Source organism: Oribacterium sp. oral taxon 078 str. F0263 (genome assembly GCF_000469565.1).
GTDB lineage: Bacteria > Bacillota > Clostridia > Lachnospirales > Lachnospiraceae > Oribacterium.
The window spans coordinates 16532-34877 of sequence record NZ_KI273125.1; the positions used below are offsets into that span (position 1 = coordinate 16532).

At 55.9% G+C, this 18346-nt stretch carries 17 protein-coding genes; all 17 read left to right on the forward strand.

Features of this window, described 5'->3' with window-relative positions:
* Window positions 1–236 precede the first annotated feature (236 nt).
* The 17 genes from HMPREF1986_RS09105 to HMPREF1986_RS09185 all read left to right on the forward strand — a co-directional run bounded on the left by HMPREF1986_RS09105 (window position 237) and on the right by HMPREF1986_RS09185 (window position 18271).
* Entirely contained in the window at window positions 237–1349 is a 1113-nt protein-coding gene (locus HMPREF1986_RS09105; RefSeq protein ID WP_021774538.1) for an ABC transporter ATP-binding protein, read from the forward strand.
* Window positions 1350–1571: 222 nt separating this feature from the next.
* Window positions 1572–2660, forward strand: coding sequence for a PucR family transcriptional regulator (locus tag HMPREF1986_RS09110; protein WP_009215004.1), 1089 nt, complete (start codon window positions 1572–1574; stop codon window positions 2658–2660).
* Between the two features lie 349 nt (window positions 2661–3009).
* Entirely contained in the window at window positions 3010–4383 is a 1374-nt protein-coding gene (locus HMPREF1986_RS09115) for a S41 family peptidase (protein ID WP_021774541.1), read from the forward strand.
* 175 nt (window positions 4384–4558) lie between these two features.
* Complete coding sequence (locus tag HMPREF1986_RS09120) at window positions 4559–5491, forward strand: diacylglycerol/lipid kinase family protein (protein ID WP_009215001.1); 933 nt, start codon at window positions 4559–4561, stop codon at window positions 5489–5491.
* Between the two features lie 57 nt (window positions 5492–5548).
* Window positions 5549–6052 (forward strand): 2-C-methyl-D-erythritol 2,4-cyclodiphosphate synthase, encoded by a 504-nt coding sequence (gene ispF / locus HMPREF1986_RS09125; RefSeq protein ID WP_036600111.1) that lies wholly within the window; start codon window positions 5549–5551, stop codon window positions 6050–6052.
* Between the two features lie 65 nt (window positions 6053–6117).
* The gene (locus HMPREF1986_RS09130) at window positions 6118–7560 is read left to right on the forward strand and encodes a S1C family serine protease (RefSeq protein ID WP_021774543.1); all 1443 of its coding nucleotides are present in this window, start codon (window positions 6118–6120) and stop codon (window positions 7558–7560) included.
* 156 nt (window positions 7561–7716) lie between these two features.
* The gene (gene cysS / locus HMPREF1986_RS09135; protein ID WP_021774545.1) at window positions 7717–9126 is read left to right on the forward strand and encodes a cysteine--tRNA ligase; all 1410 of its coding nucleotides are present in this window, start codon (window positions 7717–7719) and stop codon (window positions 9124–9126) included.
* Window positions 9111–9581, forward strand: coding sequence for a Mini-ribonuclease 3 (locus HMPREF1986_RS09140; RefSeq protein ID WP_021774546.1), 471 nt, complete (start codon window positions 9111–9113; stop codon window positions 9579–9581). The genes cysS and HMPREF1986_RS09140 overlap by 16 nt, the downstream gene beginning before the upstream one ends.
* Window positions 9571–10323 carry a 23S rRNA (guanosine(2251)-2'-O)-methyltransferase RlmB gene (rlmB, locus tag HMPREF1986_RS09145; RefSeq protein WP_021774547.1) on the forward strand — a complete coding sequence of 251 codons (753 nt, stop codon included), beginning with the start codon at window positions 9571–9573 and terminating at the stop codon, window positions 10321–10323. Before HMPREF1986_RS09140 ends, rlmB begins: the two co-directional genes overlap by 11 nt.
* Window positions 10324–10350: 27 nt before the next feature.
* Entirely contained in the window at window positions 10351–11073 is a 723-nt protein-coding gene (locus HMPREF1986_RS09150; RefSeq protein ID WP_021774548.1) for a YoaK family protein, read from the forward strand.
* Between the two features lie 106 nt (window positions 11074–11179).
* Window positions 11180–12070: a shikimate dehydrogenase gene (aroE, locus tag HMPREF1986_RS09155; RefSeq protein WP_021774549.1), complete on the forward strand. Its 891-nt coding sequence runs from the start codon at window positions 11180–11182 to the stop codon at window positions 12068–12070.
* 107 nt (window positions 12071–12177) lie between these two features.
* Window positions 12178–13827: a sensor histidine kinase gene (locus tag HMPREF1986_RS09160; protein WP_021774550.1), complete on the forward strand. Its 1650-nt coding sequence runs from the start codon at window positions 12178–12180 to the stop codon at window positions 13825–13827.
* A complete protein-coding gene (locus tag HMPREF1986_RS09165; protein ID WP_021774551.1) occupies window positions 13827–14489 on the forward strand; it encodes a response regulator in 663 nt (220 codons plus the stop codon). The genes HMPREF1986_RS09160 and HMPREF1986_RS09165 overlap by 1 nt, the downstream gene beginning before the upstream one ends.
* Complete coding sequence (locus HMPREF1986_RS09170) at window positions 14486–15223, forward strand: hypothetical protein (protein WP_021774552.1); 738 nt, start codon at window positions 14486–14488, stop codon at window positions 15221–15223. Before HMPREF1986_RS09165 ends, HMPREF1986_RS09170 begins: the two co-directional genes overlap by 4 nt.
* Complete coding sequence (locus HMPREF1986_RS09175; RefSeq protein ID WP_021774553.1) at window positions 15220–15726, forward strand: hypothetical protein; 507 nt, start codon at window positions 15220–15222, stop codon at window positions 15724–15726. Before HMPREF1986_RS09170 ends, HMPREF1986_RS09175 begins: the two co-directional genes overlap by 4 nt.
* A gap of 3 nt (window positions 15727–15729) precedes the next feature.
* Window positions 15730–17088, forward strand: a complete 1359-nt coding sequence (locus HMPREF1986_RS09180) for a signal peptidase I (RefSeq protein ID WP_021774554.1) — start codon at window positions 15730–15732, stop codon at window positions 17086–17088.
* Window positions 17081–18271, forward strand: a complete 1191-nt coding sequence (locus HMPREF1986_RS09185; RefSeq protein ID WP_021774555.1) for a DUF5305 family protein — start codon at window positions 17081–17083, stop codon at window positions 18269–18271. Before HMPREF1986_RS09180 ends, HMPREF1986_RS09185 begins: the two co-directional genes overlap by 8 nt.
* Window positions 18272–18346 lie beyond the last annotated feature (75 nt).

Below are 18346 nucleotides of genomic sequence, written 5' to 3' on the forward strand. Positions count from 1 at the left end.
GGTTTGCCAAAGAGAGCGGGAAGCGCTTCGCAAGATGCCGAAATTCCGTTTTTTTTTTCGGGAGAAGTCCCCATAGCGTCTTTTCCGCTTCCGGTATAGAATATGAGCCAATGGAGGACGGAGGGATTTCCGATCCGACAGGGAACAGCTAGAGGCAAAACGCCGGAATAAAGCCCCCGGTCAGGCGCGGCAGGCCTTTCGGACAGGGCGGCAGGCAGAAGAAGGAGAAGAATGGCATGGCCAGTGTACAGCTGAAGAACGTTGTGAAGAAGTATCCGAACGGCTTCGTCGCCGTAAAGGATTTCAACCTGGAGATTGAGGACAAGGAATTTATCATTTTTGTCGGTCCTTCCGGCTGCGGAAAGTCAACGACCCTCCGCATGGTGGCGGGACTTGAGGATATCAGCTCCGGCGACCTCTTCATCGATGGGAAGCGCATGAACGATGTGGAGCCGAAGGATCGGGATATCGCCATGGTCTTCCAGAACTATGCCCTCTATCCTCATATGTCTGTCTATGACAACATGGCCTTCGGGCTCAAGCTTCGGAAGGTGCCGAAGGATGAGATCGACAAGAAGGTGCATGAGGCGGCCAGGATCCTCGATCTCGAGCATCTTCTGGACAGAAAGCCGAAGGCTCTCTCCGGAGGACAGAGACAGAGAGTCGCGATGGGCCGTGCCATTGTGAGAAGGCCGAAGGTGTTCCTCATGGACGAGCCGCTCTCCAACCTGGACGCGAAGCTTCGCGCACAGATGCGGGTAGAGATCGCAAAGCTTCATAAGTCGCTGGAGACGACCATCATTTATGTCACGCATGATCAGACAGAGGCTATGACGCTGGGAACGAGGATCGTCGTCCTGAAGGACGGCATCATCCAGCAGGTGGATACGCCGGAGAATCTCTACGACACGCCCTGCAATAAGTTTGTCGCCGGCTTCATCGGCTCTCCGCAGATGAATATGATTGATGCGGAATGCACGGAGGTGAACGGAGAGCTGCATCTTGGCTTTGCCGGACATGAGATCGCACTGAATGAGAAGAAGGCGAAGGCGCTGAAGGAGAAGGGATATATCGGACGTACCGTGACGCTCGGCATCCGTCCGGAGGATCTTCACGATGATGAGGAGGCCCTCCGAAATCATGCGAAGTCACTCATCTCCGCGGAGATCAGAGTCTATGAGATGCTCGGCGCGGAGACCCTCCTCTACTTCGATCTGGGAGATGCCTCCTGGACTGCGAGGGTGAACCCGAAGACCAAGGCCCGTACCGGCGATACCGTGAAGTTTGCGATCGACGAGAACAAGATCCACATCTTCGATAAGGAGACGGAGGAGACGATCACAAACTGAGTGCCTGATCGACAGATATCTCAGCGGCCCGGGGAGGGAATTTTCCCCTCTCCGGGCCTGACTTATACACTTAGTCCAAAAGAGGAGAGAGAGCAGCGGCGTATTCCGGTGATTGCGCCGCTTTTTTTTCGTGGAAGCTTGAAATATCCCGGAAAGATGATTATGATAGAAAAAGGTGCATCGTGAAGGCAAAGCAGTGTTTCCTTAGAGAATGGAGAGCAAATGATTTCAAATCAGGTATTACAAAGTACGATCGACTCCCTGAAGGGAATCGCCAGGGTGGATATCGGGATCGCCGATATCGACGGCAAGGTGCTGGCCACGACCTTTTCGGAGGAGAGGGAGATCAGCGATATGGTCGTCTCCTTCGCAAACTCTCAGGCGGATTCTCAGGCGGCGGGGGGATTTCAGTTTTTCAAGATCTTTGATGAGCATCAGCTGGAGTATGTATTGATCGCGCGGGGAGACACGGACGATGTCTATATGGTCGGAAAGCTGGCAGCTTTTCAGATCCAGACCCTGCTCGTGGCCTATAAGGAGAAGTTCGACAAGGACAATTTCGTGAAGAACCTCCTCCTCGACAATCTCCTCCTGGTGGATATCTATAACCGGGCGAAAAAGCTTCATATCGATGTCGGCGTGCGCCGCATCGTTTATCTCGTCGAGACGAAGAACGGAACGGACAGCGGCGCGCAGGAGGCCCTGAAGACGCTCTTTGCATCGCGGAGCAAGGATTTTGTGACGGCGGTGGACGAAAAGAATGTCATCGTCGTGAAGGAGTTAAAGCCCAACGAGGGCTATGAGGAGATCCAGAGGGTCGCGGAGACCATGCTGGATATGATGAATACCGAGGCCATGGTGCAGGTAAAGATCTCCTATGGAACGATCGTGAATGAGATCAAGGAGGTCTCCCGCTCCTATAAAGAGGCGAAGATGGCGCTCGAGGTCGGGAAGATCTTTTACGTCGATAAGGATATCATCGCCTATAATGCCCTCGGGATCGGAAGACTCATCTATCAGCTCCCGATTCCGCTCTGCAAGATGTTTATCCGGGAGATCTTCACCGAGGTTTCGCCGGATGAGTTCGATGAGGAGACCCTCGCGACAATCAATAAATTCTTTGAGAACAATCTGAACGTCTCGGAGACCTCCCGTCAGCTCTATATTCACAGAAATACCCTCGTCTACCGGCTGGACAAGCTGGAGAGATCCACCGGACTGGACCTTCGGGTCTTTGACGATGCGATCACGTTTAAGATCGCGCTCATGGTCGTGAAGTATATGAAATATATGGAGACCGTGGACTATTAGAGGGAGCTGTGCTTAAAAGAGGGAGGGGCGGACAGCGATTGCTGCCCGCCCCTCCCTCTCCCGGATCCATCGTCTGCGCGGGTCTTCGCATCCTTGGAAAGCGCGGGATTCTGCGGCTTTTCCCTGTCTTCCCTCTTAATCCCTCTGTCGAAGGCGGTCTATCCATTGCCCGGGCGCTTGGCGATCCGCTCTTTCATGCTCGCTTTTCACCCTGGCTTTGGCAGTCGGAGCGGAGGCCTCGATGGACGGAGGAGCCGGGGCGATGCGATAATACGACAGGAATTTGAGATCAGGCGGGAAGGATACAGGAAGGGATATCGGCCGGGCAGCGGAGCGGGAGAGAGATTCTATGGGAAAAGAGCAGAATCAGGAGGAAAAAGGGGAGGAGAGGGCAGAATGCTCTCCCTCGGGAGCAAAGGCTGACAGGGGCTATCGGGCGGGCTTCCTCCGGGGAAGCATGCTGGGAGCGCTTTTTACATTGGGGCTCTGCCTCGGAGGATATCAGCTAAGCCGAGCGTCTCTTCCCTTTTCTTCCTTTTCGGGAAAGACGGCGAGCGGCGCGGAAGCGGAGAGCGGGAAGCTCGACATGGGGAGAGTGAAGCGGAAGCTCTCGAAATTACAGGAGTATATCGAGCGGGATTATCTATACCAGGAGGACAGCGAAAAGGCGGAGGAGGGGATCTACAAGGGGCTTGTGAACAGTCTCCGCTCGGAGGATCCCTATGCCTTTTACTATACGAAGGAGGAGCTCTCGGAGGATCAGAGCATGCACAGAGGTGTCTATCAGGGGATCGGCGCGGCGGTGCAGCAGGACCCGGAGACGAATATATGCACGGTGGAGACGGTTTACCCCGGTTCACCGGCGGAGAGAGCGGGACTTTTGAGAGGGGATGTGATCCGAAGAATCGATGGGATTGATATCCGTTCCATGAATCTTCGATATATCGTGGATAATCTGGTCCGCGGAGCGGAGGGAAGCTCCATGGAGCTTACGATCGAGAGAGGGGAGGAAACGATTTCTCTTCGGGTCGAGAGGGGAGAGGTCAATATTCCCGCGGTGAAGGCGGGCACACTGGAGAGCCTCGGGATCGGGGGAAGGGACAGTGATATCGGATATCTCTCCCTCTCCTCCTTTTACGAAAAGGGAGAGAAGGACTTTCTCGCCGCGCTGGATTCCCTCTGCGAGAAGCCTGTCAAGGGACTGATCATCGATCTTCGGGGGAATCCCGGGGGTGATGTAGAGGTCGCGGCGAAACTTCTCGACTACATTCTTCCGGATGATCTTGGGAGCTTCACCGATGGGAAGGCGGGCTTTCAGGAGGGCAGGACGCTCCTTGTCTATACGAGAGACAAGCACGATAAGGGGAAGGAGTGGTATGCGAAGGACGGGCATTCCGTCGAGCTTCCCATTGTGATTTTGCAAAATCAGAATTCCGCCTCCGCCTCGGAGCTTTTCGCCGGAGCTTTGCAGGACTATCAGAGAGCTCTCATCATGGGGAGCCGTTCCTATGGAAAGGGCATCGTTCAGACGATACGGAAATTTACAGATGGCTCCGCGATCGAGTTCACGACGCATTTTTACTATACGCCCTCGGGACGGAACATCCATAAGACGGGGATCGAGGCGGATATCGTGCTCCCCGAAGAGAGCGGGGCAGAGGCTTCTGACGGGGACAGTCAGATCGAAAGCGCCGCCGCAGAGCTCAGAAGGCGAGGCTCTTAAGAGAGGAAGCCATCGTTTATAGTCTTTTAATACATGAAAATGCCGGAGCATGCTATACTTTCTGAAAAAGTGGTCCAAAGGAGGATAAGCCGGGACCAAGAGCTTTGTTTTGGTATGGCCCGCAGTCCTTTTTGGATTCGGATCGGGTTTTCGGTGATTGGATCTGGAGCAGAGGATGTATTACATCATAGTGAATCCCCGTGCCGGCGGCGGGAGGGGCATGAGAGTCTGGCGCAGGATGCAGAAGGCGCTTCAGAGGCCGGAAAATCGGGAGAGTTACGAGCTCTTTCTGACGGAAAAGACCGGGGACGCGAGAAATATTTCCCGGCAGCTCACGGAGCGCTGCCAGGAGGAGCGAACGATCGTGGTTGTGGGAGGAGACGGAACCCTGAATGAGGTGGTGGATGGAAGCTGCCTTGATCGGGACAGAGTCTCCATCATTTTTGTGCCGAGCGCTTCGGGCAATGATTTCGCAAAGACCTATCGGAAACGCTATCGGCCGGGCAGAAGTCTCCGCGAGCTGGCGCTGCCGGAGAGGGAGATGCGCCTGGACTACGGCGTACTGGATTCCGAGAGGGGAAACCGGCGCTTTGTGGTGAGCTCCGGGATCGGATTTGATGCGGCGCTCTTTCAGGACATGCTGGAGGAAGAGGGGAGGAGCCGGGAGAGGGGAGGATTTCACCTCCCCTTCCGGCTCTTTGCCTATTTTCTCAGCTTTGTCCGGGAGCTTCGGAGGGCGAAGAAGAGCCGGGGCGCACTGCTTTTGGATGCGGAGAGGAGGATAGAATTCAATAATGTTCTCTTCATCTCCGCCCATGTTCATCCCTATGAGGGAGGCTGTCTGCTCGCCTCCGGCGCAAACGGCTCGGACGGCTGTCTGGATCTCTGTGTGGTGAGCACGCGGAGCAAGCACCGCCTCATCCGGATCATGATAGCCGCGCTCTTCGGCTTCCACAAGGCGCTGCCCGGGGTACATTGCTATCGCTGCCGGAGAGCGGAGATCTCCATGGAGGAGGAGCTCCCGGTCCACACAGACGGAGAGGCCTGGGGGAGAGCCAGGAAGCTCAGCATCTGCTGCGTGCCGGGAAGGCTTCGAATCCGCCTGTGAGAGCGGCGGCGCTCCCCCGTCTGAGGAGCACTGCCCGGAGGGAAAATGGGAGGAAATATGCGAATAGGATGCGGATATGACGTACATCGGCTGATAGAGGGGAGGAGGCTGATCCTCGGCGGAGTGGAGATTCCCTATGAGAGAGGACTGCTCGGGCATTCCGATGCGGACGTGCTTTTGCATGCCATCTCGGATGCGCTCCTCGGCGCGGCGGCGCTTGGCGATATCGGGAAGCATTTTCCGGACAGCGATCCGGCGTATGAGGGAGCGGATTCCCTGGAGCTTCTCAGGAGGATCGCCGGACTTTTGACGGAGAAGGGGTATGAGATCGTGAATGTGGACGCAACGGTGCTCCTCGAGCGCCCGAAGCTCCGACCCTATATCGACAGGATGAGGGAGAGGATCTCCGCCGCCCTGGGCATCCCCGTCTCCGGAGTCTCCGTAAAGGCGAGCACGGAGGAGGGACTCGGCTTCACCGGAAGAGAAGAGGGGATCGCCGCGCAGGCCGTCGCTCTGATAGAGGAAAGGAAAGAGGCAGAGCGCGGGCTTTCACAAAATTGACACATTCTTCCTGTAGGATTAGAATAGACGAAAAGGGAGAATCGTAGTGAGGGAGGGAAGGATTGATGAAGCGAGCAGCGGGAGTGGTGATCTCGGCACTGGTCTTCGGACTCGTGGCGGGGGCCTCCATGGTGGGAGTCAATGTGGCCGCGCATAAGGCGGGGATCTCTTCGGGGGTTTCGAGTACGCTGGAGGAAAAGAGGGCGGAGTCCTCTCCGCTTGAGAAAAAGGAAACAAATGATGCGGCAAAGCAGGAGGAGCAGGCTCCGGTGCAGACGGTCTCATCCGGAGGGAAGACGGTGAGTCAGGTCGCGAAGGAGGCGATGCCCTCCGTCGTCGCGATCACGAACATGATGCGCTATAAGCAAAACGGCTTCTCTCTCTTTGGAAATTATCAATCGAAGGAGACGGAGGTTCCGGCGAGCGGATCGGGAGTCATCATCGGAAAGACAGAGGAGGAGCTCCTGATCGCGACGAACAATCACGTGGTGACGGACTCTAACTCTCTCTCCGTGACCTTTGTGGATAATTCCGCCGCGGTGAATGCCGCGGTGAAGGGGACAGATGCGGCGGCGGATATCGCGGTTCTCGCGGTAAAGCTTTCCGACATTCCCGCGGAGACCATGGAAAAGATCAAGGTGATCGCAATGGGAGATTCCGATCAGACCGAGGTCGGGGATCAGGTCGTCGCGATCGGCAATGCACTCGGCTATGGGCAGTCTGTGACGACCGGCATCATCTCGGCCAAGGACAGGGATGTGGAGACCGAGGAGGGCACGGAGACCGGGCTCATGCAGACCGATGCCGCGATCAATCCCGGAAATTCCGGCGGCGCGCTTCTCAATATGAACGGGGAGCTGATCGGCATCAATGTCGCGAAATACTCGGACACCGATGTCGAGGGAATGGGCTATTCCATCCCCTCCGACAAGGCGAAGCAGGTGATCGAGAATCTCTCCACGCTTCAGACGAGAGACATTGTGCCGGAGAACGAGAGGGGATATCTCGGCGTCCAGGTGAAAAATATCGACAAGAAGACGGCGGAGAGCTTCGGCATGCCGCAGGGCGTCTTTATCTATAAGTTTGCGGAGGGGTCTTCCGCGGAGAATTCCGGTCTCCAGGAGAAGGATATCATCACGAAGCTGGACGGGCAGGGTGTGCAGAGCTATGATGATCTGCAGGCATTGCTTTCGAAGTACCGCGCCGGGGAGACGGTGAAGGTCACGGTGCAGAGGCAGGACGGGAGCGGAAAGTACGTGGAGACGGAGGTCGAGGTGAAGCTCGGTCACAACAGCATATCTCCTTCCGATCAGGGAGGCTCCTCTCGCTCTCAGAATCCCTTCGAAAAACCGAATAAGGGAAATGACGCTCCGGAAAATAATGAAGGAAATGGAGACGCACAGAATCCGGAGCAGGAGCTTCCGAAGGAAGGCGGAGGGGAGAGCAGCCCCTCGGATGAAGAGCTTTGGGAGCAGTTCAGGCAGTTCTTTGACCAATACCAAAGATAGGATCGGGAAGAGAAAGGATAGGATCAGGCGGAGAACGGAAAAGGGAGGGGCGGCTGTCCCCTCCCTTTTTCGTTCTCTATCCGGGGCCGGAGCCGGATTCTGCGTTGACTTGAGAGGGGAGAGCGGGTAAACTACCTGAGATGGAAGGAGGGGGACATGAGAATCTATAATACGATGAGCGGCCGGAAAGAGGAATTTAAACCCATTGAGGAGGGAAAGATCCGGATGTATGTCTGCGGGCCCACCGTCTACAACCTGATCCATATCGGGAACGCCAGGCCTATGATCGTTTTTGATACCTTCCGCCGCTATATGGAATACCGGGGCTATCACTTTCACTATGTATCGAATTATACGGATGTCGACGATAAAATCATCCAAAGAGCGAACGAGGAGGGGACGAGCTGCCAGAGGATCACGGAGCGCTATATCGGAGAAGTCGAAAAGGATATGGAGGCTTTAAATATCGAGCCTGCGAGCGCGCACCCCAGGGCGACGGAGGAGATCTCCGGTATGATTTCTCTCATCGCGGAGCTCATTGAGAAGGGCTACGCCTATGCTTCCGATGACGGCACGGTCTACTATAACACAAAGGCCTTTCGGAACTACGGGGAGCTCTCCCATAAGAATATCGATGAACTGCAGTCCGGACTCAGAGAGCTCAAGGTCTCCGGGGAGGAGAAGAAGCGGAGTCCCGCGGATTTTGTCCTGTGGAAGCCGAAGAAGGAGGGGGAACCGTACTGGAACTCCCCCTGGTCTGAGGGGAGACCGGGCTGGCACACGGAATGCTGCGTCATGGCGCCGAAGTACTGCGGGGGCCGCCTGGATATCCATGCCGGAGGAGAGGATCTCATCTTCCCGCACCATGAGAATGAGATCGCGCAGTATGAGGCAGCGCACGGAGAGCGCTTCGCGAATTACTGGATGCACAATGCCTTTATCAATATCGACCACAAAAAGATGTCAAAGTCCCTCGGGAATTTTCTGACGGTCCGGGATGTGATAAAGCGCTGGGACCCGATGGTGCTCCGCTTCTATATGCTCTCCGCCCATTACAGGAATCCCCTGAACTTTTCCGCGGAGCTCATGGATTCCGCAAAGCAGAGTCTCGAGCGCATCCTGACCGCGGTGCAGCGTCTTCGGGAGCTTTCCGGAAGGCTTTCGGGGGAGGAGCTTCTTCCGGGAGAGGAGAAGGTCCGGGAAGCGGCGGAGGAGCAGAGGCGGAATTTCAATGAGAGAATGGATGACGATCTCAATACGGCGGATGCGATCACCGCGGTCTTTGAGCTGGTTCGAATCGCAAACAGCTCCGTATCGGAGCAGTCCTCGGCTGCGATCTGCCGCTATATGCTGGATACGATCGTGACGCTTCTCTCGGTCCTTGGAATCCGGACGGAGAGAAAAGAGGAGAAGCTGGACCGGGAGGTGGAGAAGCTGATCGAGGAGAGGCAGAAGGCGAGGGAGAAGAAGGACTTTAAGAGGGCGGATGAGATCCGGGACAGACTCCTTTCCATGGGAATCTCACTGAAGGATACGAGAGAGGGAGTCAAGTGGAGCAGGAGCTGAGAGAGGGGGCTTCCCTTTTTCCGGAGTATTATGAGAGAAGTCTCGGTCTTTCAAAGGGGAGGGACGGGGACTGCCCCTCCCTGGTGCTCGCCTACCTTGGGGACGGGCTCTATGACCTCTTTGTGAGGGATTATGTGATTTTTCACTATCCGGGAAATATCAAGCGGATGAACGAAAAAAAGAAGCGCCTGGTCTGTGCGTCGGCCCAGTCGGAGATCATGGGATATCTGATCGGGAGAAAGGGGCTCACGGAGCGGGAAATGGCGGTCTACCGACGCGCCAGAAACCACAGGTCGGAGAGTCGGTCGAAAAATTCCACGATTCTCGATTACAGGAGGGCGACCGGCTTTGAGGCGCTGCTCGGGGACCTTTATCTTCGGAGAGAGGGGGAACGGCTTATGGAGCTGGTGTCTCTTGGAATCCGGCATCTGGAAGGAGAGCTCCATGAGGGATGAACAATTTACTCTGATCGGGAGGCAGCCGGTGCTCGAGGCCTACCGCTCGGGGCAGACGGTGGACCGGCTTTTCGTGCAGGAGGGGCTTCGGGAGGGGACACTCTCCTCTATCCTGCGGGAGGCGCGGAGGCAGAGCACGCCGCTTGACTTCGTGAAGCGATCCCGGCTGGACGAGATGTCCGGGGGAGAAAATCATCAGGGAGTCATGGCCTATCTTGCCGCCTATCGCTACTATGAGATCTCGGACATGCTGTCGGATGCGAGGGAGAAGGGGGAGGATCCCTTCCTCATCTTCCTGGACGGGATCGAGGACCCGCACAATCTGGGGGCCATTATCCGGACGGCAAATCTCGCGGGTGCGCACGGCGTTGTCATCCCAAAGCGAAGAGCGGCGGGGCTCACGGCATCCGCCGCGAAGGCGAGCGCGGGAGCTTTGAACTACACGAAGGTGGCGAAGGTCACAAATCTTTCAAAGACCATAGAGGAGCTGAAGAAGGAGGGAATCTGGTTTCTCTGCGCGGATATGGAGGGAGAGTCCATGTATCAGCAGAGGCTCACGGGACCGATCGCCCTGGTGATCGGAAACGAAGGGGAGGGGGTCTCCCGCCTGGTCCGGGAGAGCTGTGATATGAGAGCCTCTATCCCGATGAAGGGGGAGATCGATTCCCTGAATGCCTCTGTGGCCTGCGGCGTTCTCGCCTACGAGATCGTGCGGCAGAGATTATCCGCGGAGAGGCGGTAGAGCGGAAGGGAGAGGAGACGGGAAATCATGGAGGAAGAGAAGCCGGGGGAGAGCTTTTTTCTGGAATGTGAGAGGCTGTGGGTCTTTTGGGGGCTCATGCTGGTCGGAGGCTTCTACGGGGGCTATACCTACGGTATCCGCGGCAGAGTCTTTTGCAATGCGCAGACCGCGAATCTCCTTGTGATGGCGATGAATATAGGGAATGGGAATTTTCGGAAGGCCGCCTATTATCTGATTCCATTTTCCGCTTATTTCCTCGGCATCGTCGTATCGGAGATTCTCGCAAAGGAGATCAAACGCCTCCGCTTTGCGCGCTGGGACACCATCCTCGTGGGGTTTGAGATGGCCGTTGTCTTTTTCCTCGGGCTCATGCCGCCGGACTGGCCGGATCAGATCTGTCAGGTGACTCTGAATTTCATCTGCGCGATGCAGTTCAACACCTTCCGCCAGGCGGAGGGGATCGGCATGGCCACGACCTTCTGCACGAATCATCTCCGTCAGTTCGCCTCCTTCCTCGTGAGATACTGCCGGGGGAAGGATCCCTCTGTCGGGAGAAAGTCGGCCCTGCACGGCCTCATGCTTCTCCTCTTTATGCTCGGTGTCATTCTCGCGACTCTGGGAATCCGCCTTTTCTCCTATCGAAGCATCTGGATCGCGGATCTCATCCTTCTGGTACTCTTTTGCAGACTGCTTCTCGCGGACCGCACCTATGAAAGAGAGCTCCTCTTGAGAAAGCCGGGGGGGCACTGAAGCGGGATAGAAGCGGGGATCGAAGCGGGATAGAAGCAGGACAGAAGTAAGTGGAACGCGGGAGCGGGACGGAGAAGCGGGGCCGGGAGGAGAGAGAGGAAAGGCTATGAGAGAGAGGGAGGATCACATTTTCGAGATCAGCGGGAGCACAAAATTGATCGGCCTCCTGGGGTCTCCGGTTTCGCACAGCCTTTCTCCCCGGATCCATAACAGCGCTTTCCGGGAGCTGGGGCTTAATTATGTCTATCTCGCCTTCGATGTGAAGACGGAGGATCTCTCCTTTGTGCTGGATGCGCTCCGCAGGATGGGGGCCCGGGGACTGAACCTCACGATGCCCCTGAAACGGAGCGTCCTTCCGCTCTGCGACACGCTTTCCGAGGCCGCGGAGATCTCGGAATCCGTGAATACCGTCGTCTTTTCGGAGGATGGAAGGATAGAGGGACACAGTACGGACGGAAGCGGCTTTTTCCGAGGCCTTGAGAGCGAGGGGATTTCGTACCGCGGGAAAAAGCTCGTGCTGCTTGGTGCGGGCGGAGCGGGGACTGCGATCCTCGTCCAGGCCGCGCTCTCCGGCGTCCGGGAACTCTCCCTTTTTGTCCGAAGGGGGAGCCGTGATCTTCCGAGGATCCGTCGGATTCTCGCATCGCTTCGAAAAAGGAGCTCCTGCATGCTCTCCCTCTTGGAATACGGGGAGGCGCTTTACCGGGAGATCTCCGACTGCGATATCCTGGTCAATGCATCCAGTGTCGGCATGGCACCGGATAAGGAGCGCTCTCTCATCGAGGACAGCTCCTTCTTTCCGGAGGGGCTTACGGTAGCTGATGTGATCTACTCTCCGAGAAAGACGAAGCTTCTTCGGCTCGCCGAGGAGAGGGGACTTCGGACGGTAAACGGCCTTCCCATGCTCCTCTTTCAGGGGGCGGAGGCATTCCGGCTTTGGTGCGGGAGAGAAATGCCGATGGAGAATATTCGAAGGAATATTCTTAATTATCTTTAAATATATTGTGAAAATTTATAAAAATGTAATAACATAAAAATAGATTTTTCTGTTATGATAGGAATGCTTCAGGACGGGCCGGGGAAGAGGGCGGCAGGGGTGTAAAAATGCAGAGGACAGAGGAAAGCGAATATCTCAGTATCTGTCTTTTCTACAGGGCGGTAACGCTCGTTCTTTCGACCAGTGCCTATCTCATAAGCTCACTGCTTTACCGGGAGTATAGCTCAGCCAGTTGGAGCATCGTCCTGGGCATGGCGGTTTCCTGTGCGATGGCGAACTTCCTCTATCTGAAGGCCAAGGGAAATCGTTTTCTCACAAATGTGATTTTGGTGCTGGAGCTTCTGGCCTATGGAGAGTTTATCTATCTCAGTGGTGGCTTGGCGAGCTCATATATCTGGTATTATCTTGGCTGCATCCTCATTACCCTTCGGGGGAAAAACGGCACGGGATCGGCCATAGCCGCACTGCTTTGGTGTCTGCTCTGCGGACTTCTCAGCAGGAGCGGCACGAAGCCGGAGCATCTTAAATTTAATCTGGTGATCGGCCTGATCCTTGTGAGCGGCGCTTTTTTTGTGTTGAGAAGCTATGTCCGCATGCTGTGGGTGGAGAGGGCGGAGCTCGGCAGACTGAATGAGCGCCTCGCGGAGGAGAACCGGAGGAGCGAGTATGCGCTCCACCAGCTCAGCAATATGTATAAGGGCTTCGGGCTGATGGCCAGGGTGGAGCCGGAGGGCATCATCCGTCAGCTCGCCGAGCTCATGACGAACAGCATCTCTCCGCAGGGCTGCGTCATTTTTGAGCGCTGGGCGGACGGCTCTGTGAAGCAGGTGATCGCCAGCGGTCTCACGGATGAGCAGGAGCAGGAGCTCATTAAAAAAAGCAGACTCCTCTGGCCGGATCGGAAGAATCCGGCCGGAGATCTCCCGAGGGAGGGATGCTTTGGGATACTCGCGGGCGGTGTCGCCTATGAGGTTCTCCTCCTGACAGAGCTTCAGAGCTCCAGGGTATACCTTCTCCTCTCCAGGGATGTAAATCATATCGTGGAGGGGCGGGAGAGGGATTTCTATATCCAGCTCTCGGAGAGTATCTTCCGGGCTCTGGATACCCAGAGCCAGATCGAGTCCTTTATCTCCGCAGAGGAGAAGAACCGCATCGCGGATGAGATCCACGATACGGTCCTCCAGAAGATTTTCGGCATGGCCTGTCAGTTGAAGAGCCTCAGCATGCGGCTTGGCAGTTTGGGGGAGGAGGAGCTCCGCTCGGAGCTTCTCTCCCTGCAAAACTCCGCGGGCAGTACGATGACGGAGCTTCGGGAAGCGATCTACGGGCGGCAGTTCGAAAGGGGAGGGGAGCACAGCTTTGAGAAAAGCCTTGCTTCCTATATGGAGGGCATCGAGAAGAATCACAGCGGGGTCCGGGTCCGTCTGGAGAATGAAATCTCCGAGGAGGAGCTTGGCTCCGCTCAGAAGATTGTGCTCTACCGCGTTGCCTGCGAGGCGGCAAACAATGCGGTCCGCCACGGGGGAGCGCATGAGCTTCTTCTCCGCCTGGAAAAAAGTGAGGAGAGCATCAATATGCTGGTCGAGGATGACGGAAGCGGCTTTCAGGAGACATCGCGCCGTCCCTTTGAGGGGCAGGGCATGAAGAATATGTACTATCTGGCCTCTCTCCTTAAGGGGAGGCTGAGTATCTCGGACCGGGAGGGACACGGAGTCAGAGTTCTTTTGAAGCTGCCGCTCGGGGCTAGGAGGATTTGATGTTTCTGGTTTTGGATGACCACCCGGTTTCCAGGATGGGATTAAAGGCTGTGATTCATATGACGCGCCCCGAGGAGGAGGTCATCGAGGCGGGCACGGTTCAGGAGGCGATGGACTGTGTGCAGAGAGAGAAGATCGATCTGGCATTTGTGGATCTCAAGCTGAATGGAGAGAGCGGCTTTGACTTTCTGAGGAAGGTCCATGAGAGGAATCCGGAGATCCGGACGATTCTCATCACCTCCTCCTCCAGGGACTCGGATTTCCGGGAGGCGAAGGCCCTCGGTGTGGACGCCTATCTCCTGAAGGACGCCTTCATTGACGAGATCGTATTTTGCCTGAAATCCGTGGAGCGGGGCGGGAAATTCTATTCCGCGGCCCTGGTGGATCCCAGGCTGAGCGAGGAGGAAAAGAAGCTCGGGACCTTGACGGAACGGGAGAGAGAGGTCTATGAGCTGATGTGCCAGGGCTACACGAATCTGGAGATCAGCGCCAGGCTTTTCATCACGGAGGGGACCGCAAAAAGGCATGTCAGCAATATTCTTTCGAAGCTGGGTTCGAAGAACCGGGTGGAGGCTGTCATACAGTCGGGACAGAAGGGATATCTGACGGAGAAGAACAGGGGGAAGCGGCCGGGGCCGCAGCCGAAGGGAGAAGAGAGATGAAAATGCGCGGATCAAAGAGAAATATGCTGTTGGCAGGGATTTTGCTCCTCGCAATGGCGGGGATCGGGCACGGCTATGCCAGCTGGAACAGGGAACAGAGCATTTCCATGGAGCTTGCGACCGGGAAGTTCAAGCATTTCTTCTCTCAGAAGGGGGATTGCTCCGCTGAGATCGTGGACGAGGCGGGAAATGAGCTTCAGTCGATAGCATCGGACTGGAAGACGACGGACAATCGGACCACGGCGGAGATCAGCTTCCGGGAGGGCCTTCCGATGGAGCTCCTCGCGGAGGGAAATTATCTCTGTCTGAGCTATCCCATCGAAAAGAACGGAACCGTGGTTCGGCTCACGGAAGCGGATTTCACAAAGGAGGCGGAGCAGGAGCTCACGCTGGAGCCAAAGGATGTCTTTCTCTCTGCGGAGGGGACACTATACCGCTTTGATGAGGCGGATGATTTCTTCAAAAAACCTCTTGTGCTTTCTGTCTACAGGGCAGTAGAGGAGAGCGAGGACGGAGAGCTCAGGGCGAAGCTCTACCTGAAGCCGCAGAGTGAGGGGCTTTTGGAGGGGATGCCTGAGGAATTGAAGATAAAGAGAGGGAAGCTCGCGAAGATTCCGATTATCGGAGACGCGGGGCCCATGGAAGAAGGGATTCAGGTGGTCTATTCTCTGGAGGTTCCGATCCGACTGGATCAGGCGAATGCGGAGAAGGAAGCTGAGGAGGTGGAGAGATGAAAAGATTCAGACTGATTTTCTTTTCCTTGCTGCTGTGCCTGTTCATGGGCTTTTCCGCCTATTCGTACTGGACGGAGCAGCTTAAGATGAAGGCGGAACTTAAGGTGACATATCCCCTGCCGATCGAGATCGAGGAGCAGGAGGAGACGGAGGAAAGTAAGGAAGGAGAGGAGAGCTCCGGAGAGGGCGAAAAGACAGGAGCCGAGTCGGAGAGCAGTGCGCCGTCGGAGTCCGATGCCTCCCAGAAGACGGAAGCCGGGGCAGCGGAAGAGGAGACAAAGGAAAAGGCGGCAGAAAACCCGGAGACAAAGATAGAGAGCTCAGCGGAAAAGGCAGAGACTTCAGGGGTAAAGGAAGAAAAGACAAAGGCCGAGACCGCGGAAAAGAAGGAAGAAAAGACCCGCGCAGAGACTTCCGAAAAGAAGGAAGGGAAGGAACTGCCTTCCGAGGCGGAGAAGAGCGGGGCGGAGGAAAAGACCGCATCGGCAGACGGAGAGCGGTAAGAGATGGAAAAGATACTTTCCTATATCCGGGAATGGGAGAGGAGACGCATTCCGGGGGCAGAAAACTATATGCTCTATGCTCTCTTCCTCCTGCTCACGGAGCTCCTTTTGGACAATCCGCTCTGGAGGGACAGGGTTTCCGGGGACATCATTCTCTTTCTTATTCTCTATGGGACTATGATTTTCCTCCTATTTGCGGTTTTTCCGCCGGTCTTTGCCGTGCGGCGGAGGGGTCTTCAGGACAGGGTCAAGATCTATGCCTTCACCGGGGCCGCGATCTTTCTTGCGATCCGCTTCCTGCTCTCGATCTTTCTCCGAAGGCTCGCGGAATCCCCCTATGACCACAGTCCTTCGGGGATTTTGCAGAATGTGCTGCTGGTCGGGCTTCGGCTTTTTTTCCGGGAGGCTGTCCGGGCCTATGCGCTCGCTGTGATCCTCCGAAGACCGAAGCACCGGAAAGCGCTGATATTTCTTCTGACTTTTCTCCTTGCGGCGACAGAGATCAATGTCCTCAAGTTTTTAAAGCTTCCGGAGCAGAAGGAAATTTTCATTGAGATCACGGAGCATGTGCTGCCGAGCTTTGCCCAGGGCTTTCTGCTCACGATCCTCTCTCTGTACGGAGGGCTTTCGGCCTCCCTCTTCTATGCGGCGTCCATAGCGCTCTTTCAGAGACTTTTCCCCGTCCTTCCCGGCCTCCCCTGGCTTGCGGAGTCTGCGATCGGGCTGTGCTTTCCCGTCTTTTATGCCTTTTATATCAAAGAAGAGCAGGAAGGGGAGGAGTACGGAAGGATGGCGGCCAGGCGGAACAGCTTTTCGCCGTCCTATATCATATCCCTGGTCCTGCTCACCGCGTTTTACTGGTTCAGTGTCGGAGTCTTTCCCATCTACCCTTCCACGATACTGACAGGGAGCATGGAGCCCGGGATAAAGCCCGGGGATATCGTTTTGATCCGGCGCTTTCATTCGGAAGCGGAGCTGGATCAGCTGCGGGAGGGGGACATCATCAATTTCCGGAGGGAGGGCATCGTCATCACACACCGCATTCTTCGGATTCAGAAGGATGCGGCCGGAAATCTCAGCTTTATCACAAAGGGAGACAATAATGTCTCTGAGGATCAGGAGGCGGTGCTGCCAAATGATATCAATGGACCTGTAGTGAAGGTGCTGCCGAAGCTCGGGAGCTACCAGCTGCTTCTCCACAGCGGAGAGAATAGAGCGGAGGGAGTCGTTGAAACAGGAAGATCAGAGGTTGAAACAGGAAGATCAGAGGAAGAGAAGAGAGGAAGCAAGGAGGCGGAGGAGACGGATTCCGAACAGTCGGAAGGAAGGATTGCAGGAGGAGAGAACAGAGGAGATGAATAAAGAGCTGGATTCTGTAGTGAAGCATTCCGAGAACGGGGGCGCCGCTCCGAAGAAAGAGGGAGAGGAGGGGAGGATAAAGCCGATCCTGGTGTGGAGCATGAGGAAGAGGATGGGAGTTCTCGCTCTCTCTGCCGTCCTTCTCCTGGTCGGGATTTCCCTTCTTTTGGCCTTCCTGGAAAAGAAGACGAAGGAGGAGGATGTTCCGCTTTTTTCCTATGAGCTCTCTGCGGATTCCGAATACCGGGTTCACCTCAAGGAGAATTCTCTCTATCCGGAGGAATGGCTGGAGGCGGACCGCGTCTATTCGGCAAAGCTCACGGACTACATCGAAGCCGGCTTTCACACAAAGCTCAGCGGGGCAGGGGAGCTCAATGCGATCGTCCACGGAAATTATTCGATCTCTACGGTCCTGGAGGGCAGCTACCTCGTCAATGAGGAGAAGAAACAGGTCTACATGAAGAGCTACCCCATAAAGGAGGGAGAGATCCCGGCCGGGGCGGGGGCGAGCGGCATAGATGATACCGTGCAGATCCGACCCGAGGAATACATGGGGCATTTCGCGGAGATCGAGAATGAGATCGGAGGGAGTCCCGAAAAAGAGGCCTATCTCCTTTTCAGCGGAAGCTACCAGATCGAGGCGGAGGGACAGGAGCCAAAGACAGAGGAATTCAGTGAGAAGCTGAATCTTCCGAATGCAGACAGCGCCCTCTATATGATCAAAAAGTCTGAGCCCGTTCAGAACGGCGGGGCGCTCAGCGAAACGAGGACAGTGGAAGTCCCGCCGGAGAAGGGGAGGACGCCCCTCGCCCTGCTTCTCATACTTCTCTCTGTCGGTCTGGGACTTTTCACCTTCTACCTCACGAGGGATCCGGATGAGGGCGAGGTGGAGGAGCTGAGGCTCCGCGCCTTCCTAAGGAAATACGGAAGCCGCATCGTCATGCTCCGCTCCGGGGAAGAGGAGCTTCCCAGAGGGCTCAGCTACCTCCGGGATATGGACAGCCTCCTCCTCCTCTCTGAGGAGCTCAGACAGCCTGTGACCTGCAGTATCGATGAGAGAGGGCTGCCTCTTGGCAGACGTTTCCTTCTCCGAAACGGAGAGGAGAGCTACTGCTATGAAATCCCCGAAGCATCTACAACGAAAGGTGTAGAAGACATTGGGAAAAAGGAACAGGAAAGTCACTGAGAACGAGGGATGAAATTTTTCTAAAAAAAGTTATACTAAATACGAACATTTACATAATGCTTCGTGCACATGAAG

Excerpts from the sequence above, each read along its gene's own strand:
- HMPREF1986_RS09105 (WP_021774538.1), top strand. The coding sequence starts at position 237 with ATGGCCAGTGTACAGCTGAAGAACGTTGTGAAGAAGTATCCGAACGGC.
- HMPREF1986_RS09110 (WP_009215004.1), top strand. The coding sequence starts at position 1,572 with ATGATTTCAAATCAGGTATTACAAAGTACGATCGACTCCCTGAAGGGA.
- HMPREF1986_RS09115 (WP_021774541.1), top strand. The coding sequence starts at position 3,010 with ATGGGAAAAGAGCAGAATCAGGAGGAAAAAGGGGAGGAGAGGGCAGAA.
- HMPREF1986_RS09120 (WP_009215001.1), top strand. The coding sequence starts at position 4,559 with ATGTATTACATCATAGTGAATCCCCGTGCCGGCGGCGGGAGGGGCATG.
- ispF (WP_036600111.1), top strand. The coding sequence starts at position 5,549 with ATGCGAATAGGATGCGGATATGACGTACATCGGCTGATAGAGGGGAGG.
- HMPREF1986_RS09130 (WP_021774543.1), top strand. The coding sequence starts at position 6,118 with ATGAAGCGAGCAGCGGGAGTGGTGATCTCGGCACTGGTCTTCGGACTC.
- cysS (WP_021774545.1), top strand. The coding sequence starts at position 7,717 with ATGAGAATCTATAATACGATGAGCGGCCGGAAAGAGGAATTTAAACCC.
- rlmB (WP_021774547.1), top strand. The coding sequence starts at position 9,571 with ATGAGGGATGAACAATTTACTCTGATCGGGAGGCAGCCGGTGCTCGAG.
- HMPREF1986_RS09150 (WP_021774548.1), top strand. The coding sequence starts at position 10,351 with ATGGAGGAAGAGAAGCCGGGGGAGAGCTTTTTTCTGGAATGTGAGAGG.
- aroE (WP_021774549.1), top strand. The coding sequence starts at position 11,180 with ATGAGAGAGAGGGAGGATCACATTTTCGAGATCAGCGGGAGCACAAAA.
- HMPREF1986_RS09160 (WP_021774550.1), top strand. The coding sequence starts at position 12,178 with ATGCAGAGGACAGAGGAAAGCGAATATCTCAGTATCTGTCTTTTCTAC.
- HMPREF1986_RS09165 (WP_021774551.1), top strand. The coding sequence starts at position 13,827 with ATGTTTCTGGTTTTGGATGACCACCCGGTTTCCAGGATGGGATTAAAG.
- HMPREF1986_RS09170 (WP_021774552.1), top strand. The coding sequence starts at position 14,486 with ATGAAAATGCGCGGATCAAAGAGAAATATGCTGTTGGCAGGGATTTTG.
- HMPREF1986_RS09175 (WP_021774553.1), top strand. The coding sequence starts at position 15,220 with ATGAAAAGATTCAGACTGATTTTCTTTTCCTTGCTGCTGTGCCTGTTC.
- HMPREF1986_RS09180 (WP_021774554.1), top strand. The coding sequence starts at position 15,730 with ATGGAAAAGATACTTTCCTATATCCGGGAATGGGAGAGGAGACGCATT.
- HMPREF1986_RS09185 (WP_021774555.1), top strand. The coding sequence starts at position 17,081 with ATGAATAAAGAGCTGGATTCTGTAGTGAAGCATTCCGAGAACGGGGGC.